The sequence below is a fragment of the Streptomyces altiplanensis genome, assembly GCF_053591575.1.
In genome coordinates this window covers 1-25,369 of record NZ_JBSFUB010000028.1, presented here as the reverse complement: position 1 = coordinate 25,369, position 25,369 = coordinate 1, and the positions used below count along the sequence as shown (strand labels likewise).

Below are 25,369 nucleotides of genomic sequence, written 5' to 3'. Positions count from 1 at the left end.
GTGGCCGGGCCGGGGAGGGGACCGGCCGGCTTCCGCGGTGCCGTCAGGCGCTGACCGGCTCCTCGGATCCGGCCGGGTCGGAGTCGAGCGCCTCGGAGGTGTCGTCGAACCCGGCCGTGCGCTGAGCGGGGACTTCCTCGGCGAGGCGGGTCGTCATGCGGGCGCGGCGCTCGTCGGCCTTGGCGCACAGGGCCAGGGCGGCCGCGTTGAAGCGCGCCAGGGAGGGCGGGTCGGACGGGCCGAGGAGGTGCTCCTTCAGCTCGGCGCGGGCCTCCTTGTACGGGTCCTTCTCCGGACGGCGCACGGACTCCAGGAGCTCCGGGACGCCGGACGCGTCCGGGGAGAGGACGGCGGCGGCCCGCACGGTCGGGAAGCCGGCCCGGAACTCGCTCTCCGTCATGCCGCTGGTGTTGGCCACGGCGTACGGCTTCTCGCTGTACAGGTAGTCCGAGACGACGCTCGACACATCGCTGATCAGCAGGTCTGCCTGGTTGAAGCAGCTGTAGATGCCGGGGCGCGCGGTGACGACGATCCGGTGCTCCCACTCGGGGAAGGACGCCCAGTAGGCCGCCTCCCAGGCCGCGGCGGCCGCCGCGACGGCCGCCGCGCGGCCCTCCTCGGGCGAGCCCTGGAGCAGCATCCGCTCCAGCTCGTCCACGCCGGTCCGGAAGCCGGTGCTGGTGAGCCGGTCGAGTTCGGCGGTGCGGCGGTCGAGTTCGGCGGCGGCCTCGGGACCGGGGCGGGGGCCGGAGCGTCCGGTGTTGGCCTCGGCGATCATCGCGCGGATGCGCTGGTCGGCGGCCCCGGCCTCCGGGTCGACGGAACCGGTCATCGGGTGCGGCTTGTAGAGCAGCCGTACGCGGTCGTCCTCCAGGAGCGCGCGGACGAGGTTCTCGCCGGCCAGGACGACCGAGGTGTTGCCGGGGTTGCCGTCCCAGCCCTCCCAGGTGGGGGCGTACAGCACGGTCGTGTACGTGCCCTCGGGAGCGCCCGTGTAGGGCAGGATCGGGGCCAGCTGCGGGCGGCCCACCTCCACCACGTCCTTGTCGTCGACGCCGGTCTCGGCGAGCTGGTAGCGCTCGCGCGCCGCCGGGCCGGCCACCCACACCTCGTCGTACGCCTTGGCGTACGGGTTGCAGCTGGACAGCTTGTCGCTCTCGCCGTGGTTGGTGAAGGCGTGCTTGATGGAGGGGATGCGCAGCACCTGCGAGGTCTTACCGGAGTTCGCCGGGTGCAGCATCATCTTCAGCGTCGAGTTCTCCAGTGCGAACATGTGCGCGACCTTGGGGATGCAGATGATCGGCACGTCCGTGGCCTGGATCTTCTGCACCATGAAGCGCTCGCGCAGCACGATCAGCGGCTTGCCGTCCAGCTCGGAGAGCGTGGAGAGCCACATGTTCGCCTGGTACGCCGAGGTGGTGCCGCCGGAGAAGTACATCGCCACGGTCGGCCGGTACTCCGCGAGCCAGGCGTCCAGCCACTCCAGCGTCTCCTGCTGGGTGGCGGGGCGCTTCTTCGGCAGCAGCCAGGTGGCCAGGCGGACGGTGCCGGCGGCCATCAGGGCGAGGGAGACGCCGATGCCGGCGGCGCCGCCGTACACGTCCCCGGTGACCGCGGTGACCAGCAGGCCGGCGGTGGCGGGCACGGAGAAGGTGAGCAGCCGGTGGCCGGGGCGGCGGGCCAGGATCCGCGGGGGAGCGGTGGAGGGGCGCAGCGCCGAGGCGTCGATGTTGCGGGTGACGATGGGCAGCGTGCGGACACGCCGGACCATCAGCGCCACCGCCTGGCAGACGAAGTGCAGCGCGTAGAAGAACAGCAGCGCGATGGTGAGGGGGGAGTGCTCACGCAGCGGCTGGATGTCGTCGATGCGCAGCAGGCCGACCAGGATCAGCATGTCGCGCAGCAGCTGCCGGACGGTGACGTCGAAGCGTATTCGGTTCAGCTTCGAGAGCAGGGAGGGCCGCTTGTACTGGAGGTACAGGTCGAGTGCGAGACCCGCGGCGGAGGCGGCGACGAACACCGGCACATGGGCCAGCAACGCGCCGACGAGCTGAGCTGCGAATGCCGCGAGCATCGCGAGCAGCGCGGAGAGCTGCACGACGCGGCGGCGGCGGGGGAGTCCGGTAGAGGGCACGGGCGGGGCTCCTGGCAGGGAGGAACGATCGAATGGGGGAAGCCGTTGGGGGGCGGCCGGCCTTCTCGCACCTGAAAGGCGGGATGGGGATGACGAGGAAGGTCGACCGCTGACCGTATGACGCGCATCGCCTCCGCACCAATCGGTCGAGACAATAATCACCTCAAGCGGACATATGACCGGCCTTCCGGGCCTGCCTCCCCGTCAAGGGCCGGACGCGGCGGGGGGCGGCCGACGAAGGGGCAGGGCCCGGTGGTGATGTCCGGGCCCTGCCCCCTCGTGCGCCGTACGGTACTGCTGATGCTCAGTCCTTCTTCGGCTCCTCCAGGCGGGGGAACAGCACCGCGCCCTTCGTCACCGTCACGCCGGCCGGGAGCTGCCCCCACGTGGCCGCGTCCTGGACCGGCCGGCCGTCGAGGGCGCCCAGGGCCGCCTCCGCGCCCAGGGAGTCCCACAGCTTCTGCGAGGTCTCGGGCATGACCGGGTTCAGCAGGACGGCCATCGCGCGCAGCGACTCGGCGGCCGTGTAGAGGATCGTCGCGAGGCGGGCCCTGCCCTGGGGCGACTCGTCCTTGGCCACCTTCCACGGCTCCTGCTCCGTGATGTAGCCGTTGACCTGCTTCACGAAGTCGAAGATCGCCAGGATGCCGCCCTGGAAGTCCAGCTCCTCGCCGATCTTCCGGTCGGCCTCGGCGACCGCCTTCGCGAGACCGCCCTGGACCGCCGTCTCCGCGTCACCGGCCGCCGTCGCCTCCGGCAGCGTGCCGCCGAAGTACTTGCCGACCATCGCGGCCACGCGCGAGGCGAGGTTGCCGTAGTCGTTGGCCAGCTCGCTCGTGTAGCGGGCGGTGAAGTCCTCCCAGGAGAACGACCCGTCCTGGCCGAAGGCGATCGCCCGCAGGAAGTACCAGCGGTAGGCGTCCACGCCGAAGTGCGAGGTCAGGTCCTGCGGCTTGATGCCGGTCAGGTTCGACTTCGACATCTTCTCGCCGCCGACCATCAGCCAGCCGTTGGCCGCGACCCGGCCGGGGACCGGCAGGCCCTGCGCCATCAGCATCGCGGGCCAGATGATCGCGTGGAAGCGGAGGATGTCCTTGCCGATGAGGTGCACGTTCGCCGGGAACGTCTCATCGAACTTCGCCTGGTCGGAGCCGTAGCCGACGGCCGTCGCGTAGTTCAGGAGAGCGTCGATCCACACGTAGATGACGTGCTTGTCGTCCCAAGGGACCGGAACGCCCCAGTCGAAGGTCGAGCGCGAGATGGAGAGGTCCTCGAGACCCTGCTTGACGAAGTTCACGACCTCGTTGCGGGCCGACTCCGGCTGGATGAAGCCCGGGTTCGCCTCGTAGAACTCGATGAGCTTCGGGCCGTACTCGCTCAGCTTGAAGAAGTAGTTCTCCTCCTTGAGGATCTCCACCGGCTTCTTGTGGACGGGGCACAGCTTCGTGCCGTCCTCCGCCTCGATGAGGTCGCTGGGGAGCTTGTACTCCTCGCAGCCCACGCAGTACGGGCCTTCGTACCCGCCCTTGTAGATCTCGCCCTTGTCGTACAGGTCCTGCACGAACTCCTGCACACGGTCGGTGTGCCGCTTCTCCGTCGTGCGGATGAAGTCGTCGTTCGCGATGTCCAGGTGCTCCCAGAGGGGCTTCCAGGCCTCTTCGACGAGCTTGTCGCACCACTCCTGGGGCGAGACCCCGTTCGCCTCGGCAGTGCGCATGATCTTCTGACCGTGCTCGTCCGTGCCGGTGAGGTACCACACCTTCTCGCCGCGCTGACGGTGCCAGCGCGTGAGCACGTCACCTGCAACGGTCGTGTAGGCGTGGCCCAGGTGAGGAGCGTCGTTGACGTAGTAAATCGGGGTCGTGACGTAGAACGCCTTCGCCCCCTGCTTCTCGGATCCAGTGGCCGCCATGGTCGAAATCCTAACGGCCCACGGGAGATCCACTCACACGCATAAAACGGCGGGACGGTGACGGCGGTGCCCCGTCCTCGCGGGGTCCCGCCGTCACCGTCCCGGTGGTCTAGCCCTTGAGGCCCTTCAGCCCCTGGACCAGCTGTGTGTACAGCTCGGCGTCCGCGACCTCGCGCGGGGCCGGGCCCGCGTGGAAGAACGCGGCGTTGGGGACGTCGAGCTTCCGGAGGAAGTCGAAGCCCTTGGCGTCGTGCTCGCCGAACGCGACGAACTGCCAGAAGAGGGACTTTCCGGCGGCGTCGGCCAGGGCCTGCTTGGCGGGCCCCTTGGCGTCGGGGGGACCGTCCGTCTGGAAGACGACCAGGGCGGGGCGGCCGCTGCCGGACTTCTCGTGGTGCGCGACGACCTCTTCGACGGCGCGGTGGTAGCTCGTACGCCCCATGTGCCCGATGGCGGCGTGCGCCTCGTCCACCCGGCCCTCGTACGCACCGAGGCTCACGTCGACGGTCCCGTCGATGTCGGTCGAGAAGAACACGACGTGTACGGCGGCGTCGCCGTCGAGGTGCGCGGCGAGGGCGAGGGTCCGGTCGGCGAGGTGCTGGGCGCTGCCGTCCTTGTAGAACGACCGCATGGACCCGGACCGGTCGAGCACCAGGTACACGTCCGCCCGCGCCCCGGCGAGCTGCTCGGCGTCGAGCGCGGCCCCGGCGGCCCGGTAGTGGGCGGCGAGCGCGGGGGCGCGCGACGTGATGTCCGCGAGGGAAAGGGCGGAACCCCCGCCTTCGCCGGCAACGCCGTCGCTGTCGTCGGCGCTCTGGCCGAGGGGCTCCCCTTCGGCGGCGAGCGGCTCGGGTTCGGTGACCGTTTCCGGTTCCGGGGCGGCGGCGACGGCCGGAGTGAGCGCCGGCTCGGGCTCCGGGGTGGTGGGGGCGGTGTCGGTGGCCGGCTCGGCCTGGGGCTCGGTGGTGACCGGCTCCGGGTCGGCTGCCGGATCGGGCTCGGCGGCCGGGGCGGGCTCCGGGGTGGTGGGGGCGGTGTCGGTGGCCGGCTCGGCCTGGGGCTCGGTGGTGACCGGCTCCGGGTCGGCTGCCGGATCGGGCTCGGCGGCCGGGGCGGGCTCCGGGGTGGTGTCGGTGGCCGCGGCGGGCTCTGTGGCCGGTTCGGCCTGGGGCTCGGTGGTGACCGGCTCCGGGTCGGCTGCCGGCTCGGGCGAGGTGTCCTCGGTGTCGGCCGGGGTCTCGCCGGCCGGCCCGGTCTCCGGCTCGGTGACCGTTTCGGGTGCGGCGTCGGCGGCGAGCGGCTCGGGTTCGGTGACCGTTTCCGGTTCCGGGGCGGCGGCGGCCGGAGTGAGCGCCGGCTCGGCCTCGGCGGCCGGGGCGGCGGGCTCGGGATCCGGGGCGGTGGTGGCCGCAACGGGCTCGGCGGCGGGGACGGCCTCGGCCTCGGCGGCGGCCGGTTCGCGGGTGGTTTCCGGCTCGGCGTCGGGCGCGGTCTCCTCGGCGGGATCGGCGGGCTCGGCGGCCGTCGTCGTCGCCGGTACGGCTTCGTCGGCCTTGGCGGCCTCGTCGGCGGCGGCGGGCTCGGCGGGGGCTTCTGCCGCGACCGGCTCGGGGGTGGCCGTGTTCGCCTCGGGCTCGGTGGACTGCGAGGGGACCGTGGCCGGGGCCGAGGGGGACGCGGTGGCCGGGTCGGCCGGGGTGGACTGGGCCGGGACGTTCGGCGCCGGAGGGGGAGTCGTCGTGCGGGACGCGGACGGGTTGTCGAAGGCCGCCGCCACCAGGTCCGATGCGATGCCCGGCGCCGTCGGCTTCCCGGCCGGCTTCTCCGCCGCCGTCTCGTCCTCCTGGGCCGTGGCCTGCGACGGGGCGGGCACCGAGGCCACCGTCTCCCTGACCTCGGCGGACGCGGTTTCCGGTTCCGGCGCGGAGGCCGGGTCCGGCTCACGTTCGGCCTGGGACGGAACGGAAGCTGCCGTCGAGGTCTCCCGTGCCGGCGGCTGCTCGTTGCTCTCCGCTCGATCGCGTCCGAACACCTTGCGCAGCAAGCTCCGAATGCCCATGGGCGAGGCCTTTCGCATGAGTTGGGTGCGATGCAGGTCCGCACCCGTGGGATCAACCCTGGCCAGGGCGGACACGTAAGGTTAGCGGCCCCGCCCGTTGATCTTCGGGAGGGTCAGCCGTGCCGTTCCGGTTCCGGGCGCGTTCCGGGCGCGCGCGGCTCGCGCCGGCGAACACCGGCGCCCCGTGCGACCCTCCGGGCCGCCCCGGCGGCCGCCCCCGCGCCCCGTACTCCGTACGCGCCCTCGCCGCCGCGTCAACTCCCGCACGGCCGTCACGCATTCACCTGGCGTTCACCCCACAGCCGCCGGAACGCGCGCGCACGCCCCTAACGTCACGGCCGGAGACATTCCGACACGAACACGATGTCGGCGCAGGGCGCGCCGAAACACAGCCCGTACAGCCCATTTGGAGGGGTCCGTGCGCAATCTGCTGCCGCTGCTCAACTCGCCGCACCCGGGTGGGCGCTCCGCGCTGACCTGTCGCTACCGCTGCGGGGACGCCTGCTTCCAGGACGTCCCGAACACCAGCGACAACGAGTACGCCGGTGACGTCATAGCCGGTGCCCTGTCAAGACGGTCGATGATGCGCGCCGCCGCCGTGGTGACCGTGGCCACCGCCGCCGGAGCATCGGCCCTCGCCGGCCCCGCCGCCCCGCAGGCCGTGGCGGCGGAAGGCCGCCAGAAACCCCAGGCCGGCAAGGACAGGAGCGACGGCGCCCGCGGACTGCGCTTCGCGCCCGTCGCGCCCAACACGGCCGACGCCGTCACCATCCCCGACGGCTACGCCCAGAACGTCGTCATCCGCTGGGGCGAGCCCATCCTCCGCGGCGCCCCCGCCTTCGACCCGGACAAGCAGTCCGCCAAGGCGCAGGCCGGCCAGTTCGGCTACAACAACGACTTCCTCTCCCTGCTCCCCCTCCCCGGTGAGCACGGCCGCCAGGTACTCGTCGCCAACCACGAGTACACGGACGAGATCCTGATGTTCAAGGGGTACGACCCGGCCAAGCCCACCCGCGAGCAGGTCGAGACCGCCTGGGCCGCCCACGGCCTGTCCGTCGTCGTGGTCCAGGAGGAGCGCAAGTCCGGCAAGCTCACGCCGGTCACCCGCCACCACCTCAACCGCCGCCTCCACACCACCTCCGTCTTCGAGCTGACCGGCCCCGCCGCCGGCAGCGCGCTCCTGAAGACGTCCGCCGACCCGACCGGCAGGAAGGTCCTCGGCACGCTCAACAACTGCGCCGGCGGCACCACCCCGTGGGGCACGACCCTGCACGGCGAGGAGAACTTCAACCAGTACTTCGCCAACGGCTCCAGCGCCACCGACAAGCGCTACGGCATCGGATCCGGCGCCACCGAGCGCAAGTGGGAGCTCTTCGACAAGCGCTTCGACGTCAAGCAGGAGCCGAACGAGTCCCACCGCCAGGGCTGGGTCGTCGAGCTCGACCCGTACGACCCCGACTCGACGCCCCGCAAGCGCACCGCGCTCGGCCGCTTCAAGCACGAGGCCGCGCAGCCCCGCCTGACCGCCGACGGCCGCCCCGTCGTCTACATGGGCGACGACGAGCGCTTCGACTACTTCTACAAGTTCGTCTCGTCCAAGCGGATGAAGAAGGGCAGCTCGCGGGCCGCCCGCGAGCACAACCTCACCCTTCTCGACGAGGGCACGCTGTACGTCGCCAAGATCACCGGCGACTCCCCCGGCGAGGTCGACGGCACGGGCAAGATCCCCAATGACGGCGAGTTCGACGGCAGCGGCGTCTGGATCCCGCTCGCCACCGGCACCACCTCGCACGTCCCCGGCATGACGGCCGAAGAGGTGTACGTCTTCACGCGCCTCGCGGGCGACAAGGTCGGCGCGACCAAGATGGACCGCCCCGAGGACGTCGAGCCGAGCCCCCGCACCGGCCGCGTGTACGTCGCCCTGACGAACAACACCGACCGGGGCAAGCCCGGCAAGGCGGGCGCCGACGAGGCGAACCCGCGCAACCTCAACAAGCACGGCCAGGTCCTGGAGCTCGCCGAGCACTGGGACGACCCGGCATCGGACGGCTTCGCCTGGCGGCTCTTCCTGGTCGCGGGCGACCCGGACGACCCGGCGACGTACTTCGCGGGCTTCCCGAAGGACAAGGTCAGCCCGATCTCCTGCCCGGACAACGTGGCCTTCGACCCGCACGGCAACCTGTGGCTGTCCACGGACGGCAACCAGCTCGGCTCCCACGACGGCCTGTTCGGCGTGGCGACGCGCGGTGAGCGGCGCGGTGAGCTGAAGCAGTTCCTGACCGTCCCGAAGGGCGCGGAGACCTGCGGCCCGGTCATCCAGGACCGCCGCGTGCTCGTCGCGGTCCAGCACCCGGGCGAGGTCGACGGCGCGAGCGTCGAGAAGCCGGCGTCGGTCTGGCCCGACGGCCCCGGCAGGATCGTCCGCCCGTCGGTCGTGGCGGTCTACCGCAAGGACGGCCGCGACATCGGCGTGTAGCCGTACGCCGAAGGGGCTGGAGCGTGCCGGTGACGGCGGGCTTCAGCCCCTTCCGCGTTCCGCGCCCACCTGGTCGCGCCACCTCGTGTACTGCTCCGCCGCGTCCCCCGTGTACGCCCACGGCACCCGCGCCGCGCGTCCGTCCAGCAGCGCGAAGGCCTCCCGCGCCTCGTCCGGCAGGCCCGCCCAGCAGGCCGCGTGCGCCAGGTAGTTCAGTTCGCCGACCTCCTCCGGGGCCACGGGGCCGGGCGGCCGCCCGCCCAGCCACCGCTCCTGGGTCCGGCGTACCTCCGTCACGGCCAGCTCGTGGTGCCAGTGCTGGTCGAAGCCGCGCACCGGGCGGCCCCTGGCCGCCGCCGCGACGTACCGGTACTCCTCCACCCGCGCGATCTGCACCAGCACCGGCAGCGGCGACCCGGCGGGCGCCGCGCCCGCCGCGTCGCGGGCGAAGTCGTACATCCGGCCGTGCGTGCCGTGCCAGCGCGCCGAGTGGTAGCGCAGCAGCTGCACATGGCCCTCGATGTTGTACGGGTCGCGGCGCCGCAGCTCCTCCCACCACTCGCGCAGCTCCGCCCGGCCGACCCCGTCGCCGTACAGCCGCGCCACGGTCAGCAGCGACACCCAGGGCATCGGGTCTGCGGGGCGCGCGTCGGCCGCGCTCAGGCAGGTCATGACGGCGACGTCGATACGGGCGCGGTCGATCTCGGTGCCGCGTCCCGCCTCGATGGCCTGGTTGAAGACCCGTACGACCTCGGTCGCGGCCCGCAGCACCGCGGCGTCCGGGCTGTCCGGCTCGGCCGCCCGCCACGTCTCCACCACGGAGCTGCTCGCGGCCGCGTTCGCGAGCAGCCGCAGCCGGTGGGTGCGCAGGGGCCAGTTCTCGCCCGTGGCGCGCAGCAGGTCGCGTACGCCCTGCCAGCGGCCGATCACGATGTCCTGCCGGGCCGCGGTCAGCGGCCGGTCGCCGAAGTCCGGGTCGAAGTCGGGCGCGCGACCGGAACCGGATCCGGAACGGCGGCGGCGTACGGCCATCGGAGCACCTCCTGGTCAGAGAGTCGGCGGTCGGAAATCCGTGGTCATGGAGCCGGGGTCAGAAGTCGGTGGGGAATCCGGCGTCGACGTGGTCCCGGCGGCCCCCGCGCTCCGTTCCGGAACCGACGTGCACCGCTTCGATCGGGATGGCGCGGGTGGCGTCGAGCCGCGCGGGGGTGTAGTACGCGCTGCCCTGCCGCCAGTACCAGAGCATCGGGACGACGCCGGCGGCCAGCCCGCCGAGGCCGATCGCGATCGCGGCCGCGCTGAGCTCGGTGAGCGAGGCCGCGAAGACGCAGAACATGAACAGCGAGCCGAGCAGCGGCCAGGCCCCGCCGAGGACGAAGTCCTTCGGGGAGGCCAGCAGCGTCTTGCGGTAGGCGACGACGGCGGCGAGCCCCGCGAGCCCGTAGTACAGCGTCGTCTGGAGACCGATCGCGGCGAGCGCGTCCGACATGATCTTCTCGGTCGAGCCGAGCGCGTTCGAGGCGACGAAGAGGACGAGCGCGACCGTGCCGACGACGGCGACCGCGACCCACGGGGTGTTCCAGCGGCGGTGCACGATGCCGAGCGCGGCCGGCATCGTACGGTCGCGGCCCATCGCGAAGAGCGAGCGCGTGACCTGGATCAGGGTGGTTTCGAGGGTGGCGATGGTGGAGAGCACGACGGCCAGGACCATCAGCTTGCCGCCCGCGCCCGGCCAGATCACCTCGCCGAGGACCGCGAGGACGTTGGTGTCGTGGGCGGAGATCTGCTCGCTCGTCAGGATGACGTTGACGGCGATCGTGAAGACGACGAACAGCAGGAAGACGACGCCCACACCCACCAGCGAGGCCAGCCCGGCGGTGCGGCGGCTGTCGCGGGTCTCCTCGCTGAGGTTGCTGGTGACGTCCCAGCCCCAGTAGTAGAAGGCGGCGATCAGGGTGCCCGCGGCGAAGCCGGTGAAGCCGTCGAAGTGGCCGAAGCCGAGCCAGGACCAGTCGAAGGCGGCCGCCGCGCCGTTGTGGAGGAGCGCGCCGAGCACGAAGAGGGCGAGGATCGCGAGCTCGACGCCGGAGACCAGGAGCTGGGCGCGGGCGGAGAGGCGGGCGCCGCCGAGGACGACGGCGAGCATCAGCAGGAACCAGCCGGCGCCGGCGGCGGTGGCGAGCGCGGTGTTCGACGCGAGGTCCGGGTCGAAGAGGGAAAGGGTCATCTGACCTGCGGGAAGCGATCCGGCGACCATGAAGATCGTGGCGGCGACGACGAGCGCCCAACCGCTGATGAAGCCGAGGAAGGGGTGCAGGGTGCGGCCCACCCAGGAGTAGGTGGCGCCCGCGTTCACGTCGATGCGGCCGAGGCGGCCGAAGGCCAGGACGATGCCGAGCATGGGGATCGCGCAGTAGAGCAGCGCGGCAGGGCTTGCGAGGCCGACGGCGCCGACGAGGACAGCGGTGGTGGCGGCCAGGGAGTAGGCGGGGGCGCTGCCCGCGACGGCCATCACGATCGTTTCGAAGGTGCCGAGGGCGTTGGGCTGGAGTCCTCTGCCGGAGGTGTGGCTCATGCTGTTCTCAACTGCTTCCGGAGGTGTGCCGGACACAATTGGAATGCTCTGTTCCCCTTGTGTGACACGACATTTGGCGACAAGTCAGAGATGTTGTCCCAGTCCGGAGGTGTCCCCTCCGGACGGGAGATCGTGCGCATAGTAGTGCGCTTCGCGCGCGGTCAGCAGCCGGGCGGTCGTACCCTCGGACCCATGGCTTCAGACGAGGGGACGACCAGCGCCGGGACCGTACGGATCGACGTCTGGATCTGGTCCGTACGGCTCACCAAGACCCGCTCCCAGGCGGCGGCGGCCTGCAAGGCGGGCCATGTCCGCGTCGGCGGCGAGCGGGTCAAGCCGGCGCACGCGCTGAAGGCGGGCGACGAGGTGCGGCTGTTCCACGCCGGCCGGGAGCGGATCGTGGTCGTCTCGCGGATCATCCGCAAGCGCGTGGGCGCCCCCGCGGCGGCCGAGTGCTACGTCGACAACAGCCCGCCGCCCCCGCCCCGCGAGTTCGTCGCGCCGGTGGCGGTGCGCGACCGGGGCGCGGGCCGGCCGACGAAGCGCGACCGGCGCGAGATGGAGCGGCTTCAGGGGCCGAAGCCGACGGCCGGCTGACGGCTGGCAGAGTGAGGGCCATGTCGTCGACTTCCCCGCGCCGCCCGTGCCCGTTCTGTGGCCGTGAGGTCGCCGTCGTCGCGGGCCGCTTCGTACGCCACGACCCGCGCACCCGGGCCGCCACCGCCGAGCTGACCCTGTGCGCCGGTTCCAAGCGCACGGCTCCTCCCGCGGCGTCGCAGCGCACCCTGGACGGCTACGAACTGCCACCGTTCCCCGGCCAGCTGCCCCTGTTCTAGCGCGGCGCGCGGTACCGCTGCGCGGGGCTTCTCCCCCGCCCCTTCCCGAACTGGGGACGGGCCCGAAGCCCCCGCACCCGCCCCCGAAGGCCCCGCGTCCCGTGTCACGGTGCCGGGAGGGGACGTGTCGGGGGCTCCCCGCAGGGCGTCGAACGCAGCCACCCCGCAGCGGATCCCGGTGCCCGAACGTTCGGCGCCCGAGGAGACGCCCCGGCACGGCACCGACCCCGAAGCCCCCGCACCCTCCGCCCCCCAAGGAGCCCCCGCCCCCGCCGGCGTCACCCCCGTGGAGTCACCGGCGAAGCCACCGCCCGCGCCGCCGCCACCTCCTGCCGCAGCGGGGCGAGGACGCTCTCGTCGTCGCCGGGGAGGTCCGTCCGTACCTCCACCAGCGTGTCGCTCGTCCGCAGCCCCTCCGCCAGCTCATGCAACTCCCGCGCCACTTCCGCCACTTCCGACTCGTCCGGCGGCTGCGCCCCGTGGTTGACGCGGACCCGGGCCGCCGTCGTCGCGTCCACGATCCGCTCGGTCGCGACCACCAGCGGCCACCACGCCGCCGCCCGCGCCCCGGTCGGCGGCGGCTCGGTCAGGGCGCGCTGGAATTCGGAGCGCACGACCGACAGGTCCCGGTAGAGACGGCGGCGCAGCAGCTGCCGCAGCCGCTCGCCCTGAGGGCTCGACGGGCCGAACGCGCACTCCACGTAGCCCGCCGTGTCCGCGACCGTGTCCGCGAGCCGCGCGCCCACCCGCGTGCTCCAGCTCTCCGGCCACAGCAGGTACCCGGCCAGCAGCGAGATCGCGCAGCCGAGGAGGCTGTCGTACAGGCGCGGCAGGACCAGCCCGAACCCCTGGTGGTTCAGCACGTCCGACAGCAGCAGGATGACCGGCGTGATCGCCGCCGTCTGGAACGCGTACCCCTTCGCCGTGAAGACCGGGATGAGCGCGGCCAGCACCACCATCACCGGTACGTCCCACCACCCCCGCTCCAGCTCCGCCAGGACCGCGGCGGCGACCACCAGACCGAGCGCCGTCCCGAACGCCCGCTGCACGGCCCGCGAGAAGACCGACCCGAAGTCCGGCTTCAGTACGAACACCACGGTCAGCGCGACCCAGTAGGAGCGCGGCACGGAGATGAGCGAGACGAGCGCCTGCGCCAGGCCGATGCACAGGGCGAGCCGCAGGCCGTAGTGCCAGGAGGCGCGGGAGAGCAGGACGTTGCGGGTGGCGCGGCGGACCCGTACGCCGAGGGCGGCGGGGCGGCCGAGCCGGTCGTCGACATTGGCGATGCCGGCCGCGTCGGGTCCGGCGCTGAGGACCACGGCCGCCGCGTGCCGCAGCGCGTGGTCGACGGCGCGCCCGGACGGCGAGGTGGGAGCGGGCAGATCCAGCTCCACTCCCCCCGCACCCGCACCCGCACCCGCGCCCGCACCCACTCCCATCCCCGCGCGCCCGTCCGCGACCGTGTCCGCCAGCCCCCGTACGGCGGCCGGGATCTCGGGCGGCAGCGGCCGCCGCCGCAGATGTGCGGCGGGCGCCGACTCGACGAGCGGTACGACGACGTTGAGCTGCGCGAGCAGCCGTACGAGCGGACTCCGGCGGCCGTGGTCGCGGGCCCGCCGGGCCAGGACCAGGTCGTACGCCGTGTTCAGGGACTGGGTGACGGCCTGGCGCCTGGCGTCGTACGTGTCCGGGTCCCGGCCCGCCGCCTCCAGCAGGTCCGCGGCCGCCCGGTACGTGTCCGCGACCGCGCCCCGCTCCGGCACCCCGCCCCGCAGCGGCCAGGCGACCAGTGTCAGTACGAGGACGAAGAGGCCGCCCAGGGTGAGCAGCAGCGGCGCCGTCCACCAGGGGTCCGGCATGGGCAACCCGGCTCCGACGACGGCCTGGAGCAGGAGCAGCAGGCCGGACACGGAGGCGACCGCGCCGATCGACGAGATCATCCCCGACACGAGCGCGACCAGCGTCAGGGCTCCGACGGCGAGCCACCCCTGCCCGTACACGAGCGTGCCGAGGGTGACGCCGACCGCGCCGAACAGCTGCGGGACGGCGATGTTGAGCAGACGCATCCGGTACGCGTCGGCGGTGTCGCCGATGACGCCGGACAGCGCGCCCATCGACACGAGCGCTCCGTACGCCGGCCGGTCGACGGCGAACCCGACGGCGAGCGGCGCGGCCATCGCGATCCCGGCCCGGACGGCGGCGGCCCACGGGACCGGTGCCCGCTGCGGCCGCAGCCCTTGCGTCAGCCACTCGGGCGGCGTCAGCCGGCCCCCTGCTCTCTGCTCAGCCATGCCCTCAACAGATCGAAGTCGAACTCCTCGTGCACGGCAGCGACGCGGAGCAGTATCACTGTCCACAGCCTGTGGACAACTTTCGGAGCGGGGGCACCCTCGCGCCCGTACGTCCACATCCTGTGGATTTCGGTGGATTCCTGCCGGTTCAGTTCTTGTAGTTCTCGACCTCGACCGCCGGCCGCACCTTCGCCTCACCCGGATCCTCACCGAATTCCGACTTCGCGCGGCGCTGGCGCAGCAGGTCCCAGCACTGGTCGAGCTGGACCTCCACAGCCTTCAGCCGGGTGCGCTCGGTGTCGTCGAGCCCCAGTTTCCGGGTGGAGCGCTCACGCAGTTCGCGCTCCTCGCCGACCAGGCTGTTGATGGTGTCGAGAATTTTCTGGTTGGCGTCTTCCATGGCGGCTCGCCTCCGTCGCATCGGTCGGATCGCCCGGACCACTCCACTACCCCACACCCACCCCAGCACACCTCCGGCCGCCGTGCAGCTCCAAGGCGCCGCGCACGGCGGGCGGGACGGAGAAATGAGCTGTAGGACCAAAGAACGATTACTTTGCGGGACCGGGCCGGTCAACACTGGGAAAGAGGTTCCGACGACCCCTCGGAGGGGCGGAAGACATGAGTGGACACCCCGGCCCGGAGCTCGCCGTCGAGACGGCGGGCCTGGTCAAAGTGTTCGGTGAGAACCGGGCTGTCGACGGCATCGACCTCGCTGTGCCGACCGGCACCGTGTACGGCGTCCTCGGCCCCAACGGCGCCGGCAAGACCACCGCGGTGAAGATGCTCGCGACCCTGCTGCGCCCGGACGGCGGCGTGGCGCAGGTCTTCGGCAAGGACGTGGTGCGGGAAGCCGACGCGGTGCGCGGGAGGGTGAGCCTCACCGGTCAGTACGCGTCGGTCGACGAGGACCTGACCGGTACGGAGAACCTGGTGCTCCTCGGCCGGCTGCTCGGCCACTCCAAGCCCGCCGCCCGCGCCAGGTCGGCCCAGCTCCTGGAGGCGTTCGGGCTGGCGGAGGCGGCCGGCCGCCAGGTCAAGAACTACTCCGGCGGCATGCGGCGCCGTATCGACATCGCCGCGAGCATCCTCAACACACCCGACCTGCTCTTCCTCGACGAGCCGACGACCGGCCTCGACCCGCGCAGCCGCAACCAGGTGTGGGACATCGTGCGGGCGGTCGTGGCGCAGGGCACGACGGTGCTGCTGACCACGCAGTACCTGGACGAGGCCGACCACCTGGCGTCCCGCATCGCCGTGATCGACCGCGGCAAGGTCATCGCCGAGGGCACGAAGGGCGAGCTCAAGGCGTCGGTCGGCTCCGGTTCCGTGCACCTGCGGCTGCGCGACCCGGCGCAGCGCCCCGAGGCCGAGCGGGTGCTGACGCGGGCGCTGGACACCGCCGTACAGCTGGACGCGGACCCGGTCGCCCTGACGGCGACGGTCAACGGGCGGGCGAGCGACCTCGGCGCGGCGGAGCAGGCCGCGCGGGCGCTGTCGGAGCTCACCGCGGCGGGCATCACCGTGGACAACTTCGCGCTCGGCCAGCCCAGCCTCGACGAGGTCTTCCTGGCCCTGACCGACGGCGACAAGAAGAGCGACAAGAAGCGCGGCACGACAGACGGGACGGCGGACGTCACGACGGACGACACGACGACAGGAGCCACGGCATGAGCACCGTCGCGACCAAGGACAAGAGCCTCGACCCACTCGCCCTCGAAGCACCGAAGGCAGAGGAGCTGGCCGCGCTCCTCGTGAGCAGGGACCGGCCACCGCGCCCCAGCGCGCTCTCCGCCTCCCTCACCTTCGGCTGGCGCGCCATGCTCAAGATCAAGCACGTGCCGGAGCAGCTCTTCGACGTGACGGCGTTCCCGATCATGATGGTGCTGATGTACACGTACCTCTTCGGAGGAGCGCTGGCCGGGTCGGTCGCGGAGTACATCCAGTTCCTGCTGCCCGGCATCCTGACCATGAGCATCGTCATGATCACCATGTACACGGGCGTCTCCGTCAACACCGACATCACCAAGGGCGTCTTCGACCGCTTCCGTACGCTGCCGATCTGGCGCCCGGCGCCGATGGTCGGCTACCTGCTCGGCGACGTCATCCGCTACCTGATCGCGTCCGTCGTGATGCTGACGGTCGGCCTGATCATCGGCTACCGCCCGCACGGCGGGGTGCTCGGCGCCGTGGCCGGTGTGGCGCTGCTGATGGTCTTCGCGTTCGCGTTCTCGTGGATCTGGACGATGTTCGGCCTGTTCCTGCGCACCGAGAAGTCGGTGATGGGCGTCAGCATGATGGTGATCTTCCCGCTGACGTTCCTGAGCAATGTCTTCGTCGACCCGAAGACGATGCCGGGCTGGCTCCAGGCGTTCGTGAACAACAGCCCGGTGACCCACGTGGCCACGGCGGTGCGCGAACTGATGGCGGGCAACTGGCCGGCCGCCGACATCGGCTGGACGCTCGGCTGGTCGGCGGTGCTGCTGGTCGTCTTCGGCACGGTCACGATGCGGCTCTACAACCGCAAGTGACGGCCTTCTTTACTTCTGCTTTGCCATCCGGGAACCCGATCACTCCCCGAGACGTTCACCTGACAGAACGCGAAGGCAGTCGACAGCCGTACAAGCCGAGGTGGCACCAGTGGTGAATTGGGACCGGATCAAGGACCAGGCCAAGAGCTTCCAGCAGTCCCAGAGCAGTCGGGGCACGGGCGGGGGGCACGGACAGGGCGGTGCCCCCGGCCAGAGCGGGGCCTACGGGCAGAGCGGATCCGGATCCCGCGGTTCGGGCTCGGGCTCGGGCGGGTCCAAGGCCCAGCTGATCGGTCTGTTCAAGACCCAGCTCGCCTCGGTCAAGACCGAGCTCAAGAGCGGCGCCTACCGGGACGCCAGCATGGCGATGTGCGCCCTGGTGGCAGCCGCCGACGGGCAGGTGGAGCCCGCGGAGCGGCAGCGCGTGGAGGAGCTGATCGTCTCCAACGAGGTGTTGCAGAACTTCCCGGCGGACCAGCTCCGCCAGCGCTTCAACCAGCATGTGGACCGGCTCCTGTCCAACTTCGAACTGGGCAAGGCCGAGGTGCTCCAGGTGATCGCCAAGGCCGCCAAGAAGCCCGCGGAGGCCCGTGCGGTCATCCAGACCGGCATGGTCGTCGCCGGCGCCGACGGATACTTCGAGCCGTCCGAGCAGTACGCCATCCGTGAAGCCTGCGCCGCTCTCGGTGTGCCGCCCACGGAGTTCGGCATCTGAGCGGAGTGCGCGCACCCGGCCCCGCCGCACCGTAGCCGCCGGCCGGCTCCCCTCAGCCGTGCGGGACGACGACGATCTGGTGCGCGTCCTCGTAGACGACGCGCCCCGGATCCGTCGACCGTACGAGCCGGTACGCGACGCCGTGGGCGGCCAGGATCTCCAGATAGCCGCCCACGCGCGCGATCAGCTCCACGGCGGTCGGCTTGAACCAGGCCGCCGCGCCCGGATTGACGCGCTCGTCGTAGACGGCCGGGTCGACGGTGCTCGGGTCGGTGTACGCCGCGTCGTACCAGTCGTTGTTCGTACGCCGGAACCGCTCCTGCTCCGCCGTCAGCTTCCCGTCCCGCGCCAGGCCGTTGACGAGCCCGAAGACCCCGGGGAAGTTCCCCCGCGCCCGGGGAACCGTGCCCTGGAACCGTACGTACGCCACCGGATCGTGAACCATCCCGTCATCGTAGGCACCGGCACCGGCACCGGCACCGGTCCTGCGACAGCGATCACGGCCGTCTTCTCTCCGCCGATCCTGGTGCTCAAAACCTTCCACATCGGCATGCACGGCGGGTCTCAGCGCGTGCCCGGTGCCGGTGCCGGGGTTGGGGACGGGCCGTGGGGCGGGTGCTTCGCGGTGTGGGTCTCCCAGGCCGCGTCCTGGCGGCAGCGGCCGCACCGCGTCTCGTCGTCCAGCGGCCGGAAGAGGTGCTCGGGGCCGGGGCCCTCGCAGGTGACGAGGGGCTTCGGGCGGTGGGCCTCCGGCCGGAGCGCGGTCTCGTGCGGCGGGCGTACGGCGGGCCGCTCCTGCGGCATCTTCTCCGTCAGGCGGTGCCGCAGGAACCCGACGGCGGACCGGACGCCGGCCGGCGGCAGCCCGCTGGTCAGCGCGTGCCGCAGGTCCGTCGCGCTGATGCCTCTGCGCAGCCAGTCGGCCGCGATTGCGGAGAGGGTGCGGGCCTCGCGTTCGCCCAGGTGCAGCTCGCGGCGGGTCTGGCGCAGGGAGAGCAGGACGTTCTCCGCGAGCGCGCGTTCGGGGTCTTCGGGGTCGTCGGTGGCAGGGGCCGCCGGTTCCGCTTCGGGCTCCTGCGGCTTGGTGGGTGGGTGGGGAGTGTTCTTCTCCCCGTTGTTAACCCCCGAAGGGGAGTCACCGACCGTCCGAGGAGTTGGTTCACCGACCGTCCGCATGTGCGTACTCGGTACGCCCCCGTCCCGGACGGCCGTCGCCTCCTCGGGGGTGAGGCGGACGTTGGCGAGGAGCTGATCGGTCACCCAGCGGCCCCGCTCGTCCTGGTGGCGCCACTCGTGCAGGAAGCCGCAGGCGGCGAGGAGTTGCTTGACCTTCTGGTACGCCCGGCCCTTGATGCCGAGGCGCTCCGCGTGCGCGCTGAGGGACCTGGCGGTCGAGCCCTCGGGGAGGCCCTGTACGTACAGGAGCAGGATCTTCGCGTCGCTGTTCAGACGCGGGTGCTGCACGACGTCGTGCGAAGCCTTCGTGTAGCGCCGAAGGGGCGCGATAGCATGCCGAAGCATCCTCGGGACTCCTAGATGGTCCTCGATGGTGAAGGTCCTCGGATGGTGTTGGCGCACCGCCGGGGACCGCCCCGTGTCCGGACAGACACGAAGCGTGATGATGCGGTTACCGTACAGCACCGCGCCCAACTACCGCATATGCCCAGCGAAATGCCCCCACCTGAGGGTGAGGGCACTCGGCTGCTGCGCACCGTTCCGGCATCGGCTGCCGCATCGCGGCGGGGCGATCAATCCACTCGGGCGCACGTCGAAGTACTCGCATGCGTCTGAGTACGTGCGCTCTGGCCGGCGACGGGCGCGAGGCGGAAGTCTCGGGCCATGCGACAACGACTCCCGAAAATCGATTCCCAGCTGGCAGCGATCCTCGTGCTGGCTGTGGTGACGGTAGCGGCGTGGGCCGCCTGGCTCGGCTGGGACCAGCATCGCGACGTACAGCCTGATGGGTCGACGACCGGCCCGTACGAGGCGTGGCAGGTGATCGGGCTGGTGCTGACTCTGCTGGCGCCGCTGTACTGGGCGGCGTCCCGGCGCTACATCGCAGCCGCTGTGCTCGGCACCACGGCCGGCCTGACCGTTGCCGCCTATTACGACTGGTCGGACGACGGCAGCGGCCTCTTCGTGATCGGCGTGGGGATGGTCATGGTGGGGAGTTTCGTCGTGACCGCCGCCGCGACCGCCGTGATCACCGCTGTGAAACGACCGCTGCCCGGACAAGCGTAGTGAGCAGACACCGACGCCCTCCCCACACGACAGGTGTCGCTGGTGAGGGCGTCGGTCGCGGGCTCGCGCGTCAGGCGCGGGCGTACGAGACGAACGCGGCCCAGGAGGCGGGGGCGACGGCGAGCTGCGGGCCGTCGGTGACCTTGGAGTCGCGGACGTGGATGGTGGTGGGGTGCGCGGCGATCTCTACGCATTCGCCGCCTTCACCGCTGCTGTAGCTCGACTTGCGCCAGTCGTAGGCGACTTCGAGGCAGTCGCCGCCCGCACCGCCGCTGTAGCTGGACTTGAACCAGGTGGGTTCATCGATGTTCATAGTTCTCCCAGCATCCTCTCGATCAGAGCAAGCGACTCCCGAGGCGTGAGAGCCTGCGCCCGGATGATCCCATAGCGGGCAGCAAGCTCGCGGACCTCCCGTGCGTCAGTTACCAGGCGTGGATGACCTTGGACCTCTGTATAGCCCACCTGCTGCTCGCTCTTGGCTGTCAGCACGTTGAACGAGCCGTCCATGTTGGGATGTTCCTCGCGATCGGTCGGCATTACTTGAAGTTCGACTGTGCGCAATCGGCCGAGGCGGAGCAGCTGACGCAGTTGGCGGTGCAGAACCTCGCGTCCACCGATGGGCCGTTGCAGCACGACCTCTTCCAGAACGAAACTGAAGATCGGAGAGGGCCACTGCTCGAATATCTGCTGTCGGGAAAGCCGGTCGGCCACTCGCTTTTCGATCGTCTCTTCGCTCAGTAGTGGTCGCCACTGAGCGAAGATGGCTCTCGCGTATTCCTCTGTCTGAAGCAGGCCATGCACGGCCTGGTTGCCGTAGTGGTGCAGCTCAATCGCTTCCGCCTCAAGCTTCGCGTAATTCCGGTACCACTCCGGATGCCGCGTCCGTGCCTTCTTCTGCGCCTCCCGCACGTCCGGGATCGCCGCCCGCAGCACCCCGCCCGCCTTCAGCGCGTCGTCGGCCCGGTCCAGGAACTCCGGCTGCGGGGTCCGTACGCCCCGTTCCATCGCGGAGACGAGGTCGAGCCCGCAGTGGGTCGCCGTGGCCAGGTCCTTCTGGCTCATGGCGAGGTTCTCCCGCAGCACCCTCACCTGTTTGCCGATCGCACGGAACAGGTGCGCGGTGCCGTCCGCCTCCGAGGGCAGCTCGGGGCGTGATTCCTGGTTCACGGATTCCGTCATGCCGTACCGCTCTCCCGGTCACGGCCGACGTGCCGTACACCGTGCCGTGCGTGCCCGTACAGTTACCCAGCGTCCAACGGTCATACCTGGTCAGGGTACGGCGGGACAGACACGCTCTGTCACATGAACGTCGAAATCGCTTCCGTCACCGCCGAGTTCGTCCAGCGCTTCAGCTCCACCCGCCGTGGGGCCAGGCTCGCGCGGATGCTCGCCGTCCAGCAGCTCGACACCTGGGGTGTGCCGTTCGGTACCGCGCCCTCCGACGCCGTCGCCCATGTCGTCGCGGAGCTGGCCGCGAACGCCGTGACGCACGGGCACGTGCCCGGACGGGACTTCGAGGTGCGTCTCCTGTGGCTGGCGGGAGGGCGGGTCCGTATCGAGGTGGCGGACACGCGCGGTGAGCGACGGCCGCGCGCCCGCCCCGCCGGGGACGACGGGGACGGCGAGGGCGGGCGCGGGCTGCTCGTGGTGGAGGCGCTGGCGGACGCGTGGGGCGTGACGGAACGTAACGTCGGCAAGGTCGTGTGGGCGGACCTCACCGTCACGTGAACCGGGTCGGTCGGCCCGTCCGGACCGGCCGGATCAGCCGGTCCGCAGCGCCGCGAGCTGCTGGGCGAACGGCACCACCGCTTCGCCGGCGGGCCGGCGGGACCCGGCGCGCGACTCCATCAGCTCCGCCAGCTCCGCGCCCGCCCGCTCGATCCGGCGCGGGAGGTCGTCCGTACGGGCGTCCCCCTGCGAGCCCCAGTCCTCCGAGGCGGCGTACACCGCCGTCGGTACGACCAGCGCCCGCAGGTAGGCGAAGAGCGGACGCATGGCGTGCTCCAGCGCCAGGGAGTGCCGGGCCGTGCCGCCGGTCGCGGCGATCAGGACCGGCTTGCCGACGAGGGCGGTGTTGTCGATCAGGTCGAAGAACGACTTGAACAGACCGCTGTACGAGGCGGAGAAGACGGGGGTGACGGCGATCAGGCCGTCCGCCTCCGTGACCGCGTCGATCGCTTCGGACAGTGCCGGGCTCGGGAAGCCGGTGACCAGGTGGTTCGCGATGGCGGTCGCCAGCTCCCGTACCTCGACGACGCGGATGTCGGCGTCGTCCGGGGCACCCAGGGAGGTGCGCGTCGCCTCCGCCAGCCGGTCCGCGAGGAGCCGGGTGGAGGAGGGCACGCTCAGGCCCGCCGATACGACCACGAGCTTCATGAGGTCACCTCGTTCTCTTCCTGTGCGGTCTTCTCCTGTGCGGTCACCGAGGCCACCCGGGAGGCGTGGGTCGGGGCGTCCGGCACGTTCGCCGGGCGGTTCTTCGCGAACTCCTTGCGCAGCACCGGCACGACCTCCTCGCCGAGCAGGTCGAGCTGTTCCAGGACGGTCTTGAGCGGGAGGCCCGCGTGGTCCATCAGGAACAGCTGGCGCTGGTAGTCGCCCGCGTACTCGCGGAAGGCCAGCGTCTTCTCGATGACCTCCTGCGGCGAGCCGACGGTCAGCGGGGTCTGCTCGGTGAAGTCCTCCAGGGAGGGCCCGTGCCCGTAGACCGGCGCGTTGTCGAAGTACGGACGGAACTCGCGCACCGCGTCCTGGGAGTTCTTGCGCATGAACACCTGGCCGCCGAGCCCGACGATCGCCTGGTCCGGGGTGCCGTGCCCGTAGTGGGCGTAGCGCTCGCGGTAGAGCTCGACCATCCGCCGGGTGTGGTCGGCCGGCCAGAAGATGTGGTTGTGGAAGAAGCCGTCGCCGTAGTACGCCGCCTGCTCGGCGATCTCGGGGGAGCGGATGGAGCCGTGCCAGACGAAGGGCGGTACACCGTCCAGCGGGCGCGGTGTGGAGGTGAAGCCCTGGAGGGGGGTGCGGAACTTGCCCTCCCAGTCGACGACGTCCTCGCGCCACAGGCGGTGCAGCAGCGCGTAGTTCTCGACGGCGAGCGGGATGCCCTGGCGGATGTCCTTGCCGAACCACGGGTAGACCGGGCCGGTGTTGCCGCGTCCCATCATCAGGTCCACCCGGCCGCCGGCCAGGTGCTGGAGCATCGCGTAGTCCTCGGCGATCTTCACCGGGTCGTTGGTGGTGATCAGCGTGGTGGACGTGGACAGGATGATGTTCTCGGTGCGCGCCGCGATCCAGCCCAGCATGGTCGTGGGCGACGAGGGAACGAAGGGCGGGTTGTGGTGCTCGCCCGTCGCGAAGACGTCGAGCCCGACCTCCTCGGCCTTGAGCGCGATGGCGACCATGGCCTTGATGCGCTCGTTCTCCGTCGGCGTCCTGCCGGTGGTGGGGTCGGTCGTCACGTCACCAACGGTGAAGATCCCGAACTGCACAGCGCTCACCTCCGAGGCGGGGAAGCCTCTAGTTGAATGTTGAACAAACCCTACAACGGTGCGCCTCCCTGTCGTATTCCAGGGCGGTCCGTGGCTCCCCGCGGACCGCCGCGCTCCCGTTCAGACGCCGCGCCGCTGCTCCGGTGCCACGTGCGCCGTCAGGCCGAACGCCTCGCGGTGCAGGGACGGCGGGCCCTGCTCCCGCGCCCCGGCCGCCCGCCCGGCGCCCTTTCCCCGCCCTCGCCCCCACCGCCTCATCCGCGAAACCAGTGGCTCGGTCCAGCGCGCCGCCAGGGGGCCCAGGAGGACCAGGATCAGGACGTACGCCGTCGCGATCGGCCCGATCCGGGGCTCCGTCGCCACCGTCAGGCCCGCGATCACGATCGAGAACTCGCCCCGCGCCACCAGCGCCCCGCCCGCCCGCAGCCGGCCCCGTGTGCCGATGCCGGCCCGCCGGGCGGCGTACCAGCCGGTGAGGATCTTCGTGAACGCCGTCACGACGGCCAGCAGCAGCGCGGGCAGCAGCACCGGCGGGATGTCCGTCGGATCGGTCGACAGGCCGAAGAAGACGAAGAAGACGGCGGCGAAGAGGTCCCGCAGGGGTGCGAGGAGCGTGCGCGCGCCCTCCGCGACGTCCCCCGACAGCGCGATGCCGACCAGGAACGCGCCGACCGCCGCCGAGACCTGGAGCTGCTGCGCGACACCGGCCACCAGCACCGTCAGTCCGAGTACGACGAGCAGCAGCATCTCGGGGTTGTCGGACGACACGGCCCGGCTGATGAGACGCCCGTGGCGCAGCGCGACGTACAGGACGATCCCCACCGTGCCGAGCGCGATCACCAGCGCCACGCTGCCGCCCGCCAGGCCGACGCCCGCGAGCAGCGCGGTCAGCAGCGGCAGGTAGACCGCCATCGACAGGTCTTCGATCACCAGGATGCCGAGCACGGCAGGGGTCTCGCGGTTGCCGAGACGGCTCAGGTCGGTGAGTACCTTGGCGATGACCCCCGACGACGAGATCCAGGTGACGCCCGCGAGGGCGACGGCGGCGACCGGCCCCCACCCGAGGAGGAGCGCGGCGGCGGCGCCCGGTGTCGCGTTGAGGACGAAGTCCACGGCCCCCGACGGATATTGGGTCCTGAGGCTGGTGACCAGCTCGGACGCGCTGTACTCCAGCCCGAGCAGGAGCAGCAGCAGGATGACGCCGATGTCGGCGCCGACGGCCACGAAGTCCTCGCTGGCGTCGAGCGGCAGCAGCCCGCCGTGCCCGAAGGCGAGCCCGGCCAGCAGGTAGAGCGGGATGGGGGAGAGGCCGACCCGTTCCGCCAGTCTGCCGATGACGCCGAGCGCGAGGATGAGCGTTCCGAGTTCGATCAGCAGCGCGGCGGTGTTGTGCACGGCTCAGCCCCCCGTGATGATCCCGGCGAGCGCGTCGGCGCCCTCGCGCGTGCCGACGACGACCAGCGTGTCCCCGACGCTCAGCCGGAAGTCCGGCCCGGGTGACGGCGTCACGGCGGTCCGCCGGAGTACGGCGACGACCGAGGCGCCGGTGCGGGTGCGCGCCCGGGTGTCGCCGAGCGGCCGCCCGACGTACGGCGACTTGCCGGTCACGGGGATGTGCTCGGTGACGAGGTCGACTCCGGACGTGCGCACGGCGTGGCCGGGCTCCGCGTCGATGAGGTGGGAGAGGGCCGTGGCCTCGTCGGGCGTCAGGGGGACGGAGAGCAGGCACGCGTCGGGATCGTCGCGGTCGTAGAAGCCGAGGAAGCGCCGCCCGTCCTTGTGCGCGACGACGGAGATGTGCTGACCGCCGTCGGTGACGAAGTCGTACTGCGTGCCGACGCCCGGCAGCGTGGTGCGGCGCGTACTCATGCTCTGCCTCCCGGTCTGCTGCCCGGCCACGGCAAGGAGGGACTTCCGGGCGGCGGCCGAAAGCACACAAAGCGGCCGGCTGCTTTGCCTACGCATTACCCTACTCCGGGCTCGTCCGGGGCTCCTGTCGGACGTAAGGGCAGCTCAGGCGCCGGGGAAAGGCGGTGGCGCTCCCGGCCCGGGCCGGGAGCCTCATCGAGGAGATGGCCGAGTCCGGCGTCATCGACAAGACGGCGCTTGTCTTC

23 protein-coding genes are annotated in these 25,369 nt (G+C 71.6%); 8 read left to right on the top strand and 15 right to left on the bottom strand.

Going from position 1 to position 25,369, the window contains the following annotated elements:
- Positions 1–43 precede the first annotated feature (43 nt).
- The 3 genes from ACWD0Y_RS15345 to ACWD0Y_RS15335 all read right to left on the bottom strand — a co-directional run bounded on the left by ACWD0Y_RS15345 (position 44) and on the right by ACWD0Y_RS15335 (position 6,105).
- Entirely contained in the window at positions 44–2,134 is a 2,091-nt protein-coding gene (locus tag ACWD0Y_RS15345) for a hypothetical protein (protein ID WP_450260828.1), read from the bottom strand.
- A gap of 304 nt (positions 2,135–2,438) precedes the next feature.
- On the bottom strand, positions 2,439–4,046 hold the full coding sequence (gene metG, locus ACWD0Y_RS15340) for a methionine--tRNA ligase (protein WP_450260827.1): 1,608 nt from the start codon (positions 4,044–4,046) through the stop codon (positions 2,439–2,441).
- Positions 4,047–4,155: 109 nt separating this feature from the next.
- Complete coding sequence (locus ACWD0Y_RS15335; protein WP_450260826.1) at positions 4,156–6,105, bottom strand: VWA domain-containing protein; 1,950 nt, start codon at positions 6,103–6,105, stop codon at positions 4,156–4,158.
- A gap of 418 nt (positions 6,106–6,523) precedes the next feature.
- Between ACWD0Y_RS15335 and ACWD0Y_RS15330 the strand changes: the two genes are divergently transcribed.
- Positions 6,524–8,581: a PhoX family protein gene (locus tag ACWD0Y_RS15330; RefSeq protein WP_450260825.1), complete on the top strand. Its 2,058-nt coding sequence runs from the start codon at positions 6,524–6,526 to the stop codon at positions 8,579–8,581.
- 42 nt (positions 8,582–8,623) lie between these two features.
- On the opposite strand, the gene ACWD0Y_RS15325 is transcribed toward ACWD0Y_RS15330, so the two are convergent.
- Both ACWD0Y_RS15325 and ACWD0Y_RS15320 read right to left on the bottom strand, forming a co-directional pair.
- A complete protein-coding gene (locus ACWD0Y_RS15325) occupies positions 8,624–9,613 on the bottom strand; it encodes a hypothetical protein (RefSeq protein ID WP_450260824.1) in 990 nt (329 codons plus the stop codon).
- A gap of 58 nt (positions 9,614–9,671) precedes the next feature.
- Positions 9,672–11,156, bottom strand: coding sequence for an APC family permease (locus ACWD0Y_RS15320; protein WP_450260823.1), 1,485 nt, complete (start codon positions 11,154–11,156; stop codon positions 9,672–9,674).
- A gap of 192 nt (positions 11,157–11,348) precedes the next feature.
- Between ACWD0Y_RS15320 and ACWD0Y_RS15315 the strand changes: the two genes are divergently transcribed.
- Entirely contained in the window at positions 11,349–11,753 is a 405-nt protein-coding gene (locus ACWD0Y_RS15315; protein ID WP_450260822.1) for an RNA-binding S4 domain-containing protein, read from the top strand.
- 20 nt (positions 11,754–11,773) lie between these two features.
- On the top strand, positions 11,774–11,992 hold the full coding sequence (locus tag ACWD0Y_RS15310) for a hypothetical protein (protein ID WP_093799958.1): 219 nt from the start codon (positions 11,774–11,776) through the stop codon (positions 11,990–11,992).
- Positions 11,993–12,270: 278 nt separating this feature from the next.
- On the opposite strand, the gene ACWD0Y_RS15305 is transcribed toward ACWD0Y_RS15310, so the two are convergent.
- Both ACWD0Y_RS15305 and ACWD0Y_RS15300 read right to left on the bottom strand, forming a co-directional pair.
- Positions 12,271–14,283, bottom strand: a complete 2,013-nt coding sequence (locus ACWD0Y_RS15305; RefSeq protein WP_450260821.1) for an FUSC family protein — start codon at positions 14,281–14,283, stop codon at positions 12,271–12,273.
- A gap of 148 nt (positions 14,284–14,431) precedes the next feature.
- A complete protein-coding gene (locus ACWD0Y_RS15300) occupies positions 14,432–14,683 on the bottom strand; it encodes a DUF2630 family protein (protein ID WP_093799956.1) in 252 nt (83 codons plus the stop codon).
- A gap of 218 nt (positions 14,684–14,901) precedes the next feature.
- On the opposite strand from ACWD0Y_RS15300, the gene ACWD0Y_RS15295 reads away from it, so the two are divergent.
- From ACWD0Y_RS15295 to ACWD0Y_RS15285, 3 genes are all read left to right on the top strand, one after another.
- Positions 14,902–15,954 (top strand): ATP-binding cassette domain-containing protein, encoded by a 1,053-nt coding sequence (locus ACWD0Y_RS15295; RefSeq protein ID WP_450260820.1) that lies wholly within the window; start codon positions 14,902–14,904, stop codon positions 15,952–15,954.
- A complete protein-coding gene (locus ACWD0Y_RS15290; RefSeq protein WP_450260819.1) occupies positions 15,951–16,811 on the top strand; it encodes an ABC transporter permease in 861 nt (286 codons plus the stop codon). Before ACWD0Y_RS15295 ends, ACWD0Y_RS15290 begins: the two co-directional genes overlap by 4 nt.
- 109 nt (positions 16,812–16,920) lie before the next feature.
- A complete protein-coding gene (locus ACWD0Y_RS15285; RefSeq protein ID WP_450260818.1) occupies positions 16,921–17,526 on the top strand; it encodes a tellurite resistance TerB family protein in 606 nt (201 codons plus the stop codon).
- A gap of 52 nt (positions 17,527–17,578) precedes the next feature.
- Here ACWD0Y_RS15285 and ACWD0Y_RS15280 read toward each other — a convergent pair whose 3' ends face one another.
- Both ACWD0Y_RS15280 and ACWD0Y_RS15275 read right to left on the bottom strand, forming a co-directional pair.
- Positions 17,579–17,971: a hypothetical protein gene (locus tag ACWD0Y_RS15280; protein WP_450260817.1), complete on the bottom strand. Its 393-nt coding sequence runs from the start codon at positions 17,969–17,971 to the stop codon at positions 17,579–17,581.
- A 119-nt stretch (positions 17,972–18,090) separates the two neighbouring features.
- Positions 18,091–19,047 carry a hypothetical protein gene (locus ACWD0Y_RS15275; protein WP_450260816.1) on the bottom strand — a complete coding sequence of 319 codons (957 nt, stop codon included), beginning with the start codon at positions 19,045–19,047 and terminating at the stop codon, positions 18,091–18,093.
- A 318-nt stretch (positions 19,048–19,365) separates the two neighbouring features.
- Here ACWD0Y_RS15275 and ACWD0Y_RS15270 point away from each other — a divergent pair, with 318 nt between their 5' ends.
- The gene (locus tag ACWD0Y_RS15270) at positions 19,366–19,767 is read left to right on the top strand and encodes a hypothetical protein (protein ID WP_450260815.1); all 402 of its coding nucleotides are present in this window, start codon (positions 19,366–19,368) and stop codon (positions 19,765–19,767) included.
- Between the two features lie 70 nt (positions 19,768–19,837).
- On the opposite strand, the gene ACWD0Y_RS15265 is transcribed toward ACWD0Y_RS15270, so the two are convergent.
- Together ACWD0Y_RS15265 and ACWD0Y_RS15260 are read right to left on the bottom strand one after the other, a co-directional pair.
- The gene (locus ACWD0Y_RS15265; protein WP_450260814.1) at positions 19,838–20,080 is read right to left on the bottom strand and encodes a DUF397 domain-containing protein; all 243 of its coding nucleotides are present in this window, start codon (positions 20,078–20,080) and stop codon (positions 19,838–19,840) included.
- Positions 20,077–20,946, bottom strand: a complete 870-nt coding sequence (locus ACWD0Y_RS15260) for a helix-turn-helix domain-containing protein (protein WP_450260813.1) — start codon at positions 20,944–20,946, stop codon at positions 20,077–20,079. Before ACWD0Y_RS15260 ends, ACWD0Y_RS15265 begins: the two co-directional genes overlap by 4 nt.
- Positions 20,947–21,069: 123 nt before the next feature.
- Between ACWD0Y_RS15260 and ACWD0Y_RS15255 the strand changes: the two genes are divergently transcribed.
- Complete coding sequence (locus ACWD0Y_RS15255; protein ID WP_450260812.1) at positions 21,070–21,495, top strand: ATP-binding protein; 426 nt, start codon at positions 21,070–21,072, stop codon at positions 21,493–21,495.
- Positions 21,496–21,528: 33 nt separating this feature from the next.
- On the opposite strand, the gene ACWD0Y_RS15250 is transcribed toward ACWD0Y_RS15255, so the two are convergent.
- The 4 genes from ACWD0Y_RS15250 to ACWD0Y_RS15235 form a co-directional block, all read right to left on the bottom strand.
- Entirely contained in the window at positions 21,529–22,143 is a 615-nt protein-coding gene (locus ACWD0Y_RS15250; protein WP_450260811.1) for an FMN reductase, read from the bottom strand.
- Complete coding sequence (locus ACWD0Y_RS15245) at positions 22,140–23,255, bottom strand: LLM class flavin-dependent oxidoreductase (protein WP_450260810.1); 1,116 nt, start codon at positions 23,253–23,255, stop codon at positions 22,140–22,142. The genes ACWD0Y_RS15250 and ACWD0Y_RS15245 overlap by 4 nt, the downstream gene beginning before the upstream one ends.
- A gap of 120 nt (positions 23,256–23,375) precedes the next feature.
- On the bottom strand, positions 23,376–24,650 hold the full coding sequence (locus tag ACWD0Y_RS15240; RefSeq protein ID WP_450260809.1) for a cation:proton antiporter: 1,275 nt from the start codon (positions 24,648–24,650) through the stop codon (positions 23,376–23,378).
- Between the two features lie 3 nt (positions 24,651–24,653).
- Positions 24,654–25,124 (bottom strand): cation:proton antiporter regulatory subunit, encoded by a 471-nt coding sequence (locus ACWD0Y_RS15235; protein WP_450260808.1) that lies wholly within the window; start codon positions 25,122–25,124, stop codon positions 24,654–24,656.
- Positions 25,125–25,369: the final 245 nt, after the last annotated feature.